General features: G+C 36.7%; 1 pseudogene. It reads right to left on the bottom strand.

Annotated elements, in window-relative coordinates:
- A pseudogene (locus RFW85_RS06650) lies at positions 1 to 297 on the bottom strand (TonB-dependent receptor); the annotation flags it as partial.

Below are 297 nucleotides of genomic sequence, written 5' to 3'. Positions count from 1 at the left end.
CTTTTCTATACGAGCACCTAGTTCGAAAGTAAAGTCGTTCCAGTTATATTTTTCTAGGCCAAATACACTAAAGTTTTTAGTGACATTTCGATTTAATAGCTGCTGATTATCTAGATAGGTGGTATGGCCTTCTTGAGAATGGACTGGTGATAAAGCACTATTATCCTGTTCCAAATATTGTAGCCCCAAGATACCGGTTAATTCCCCTAATGGCTGATGTGATAACTCTATGCGGCCTACTTTTCCTGTATTTTTAAAAAAGTTAGTAATCTTATCTCCCTCGAGTTCATTGTGAAA

Source organism: Acinetobacter sp. 12966 (genome assembly GCF_031196995.1).
Classification (GTDB): Bacteria; Pseudomonadota; Gammaproteobacteria; order Pseudomonadales; family Moraxellaceae; genus Acinetobacter; species Acinetobacter geminorum.
The sequence above is the reverse complement of the archived record's forward strand: the minus strand, read 5'-3'. Positions and strand labels throughout refer to the sequence as shown.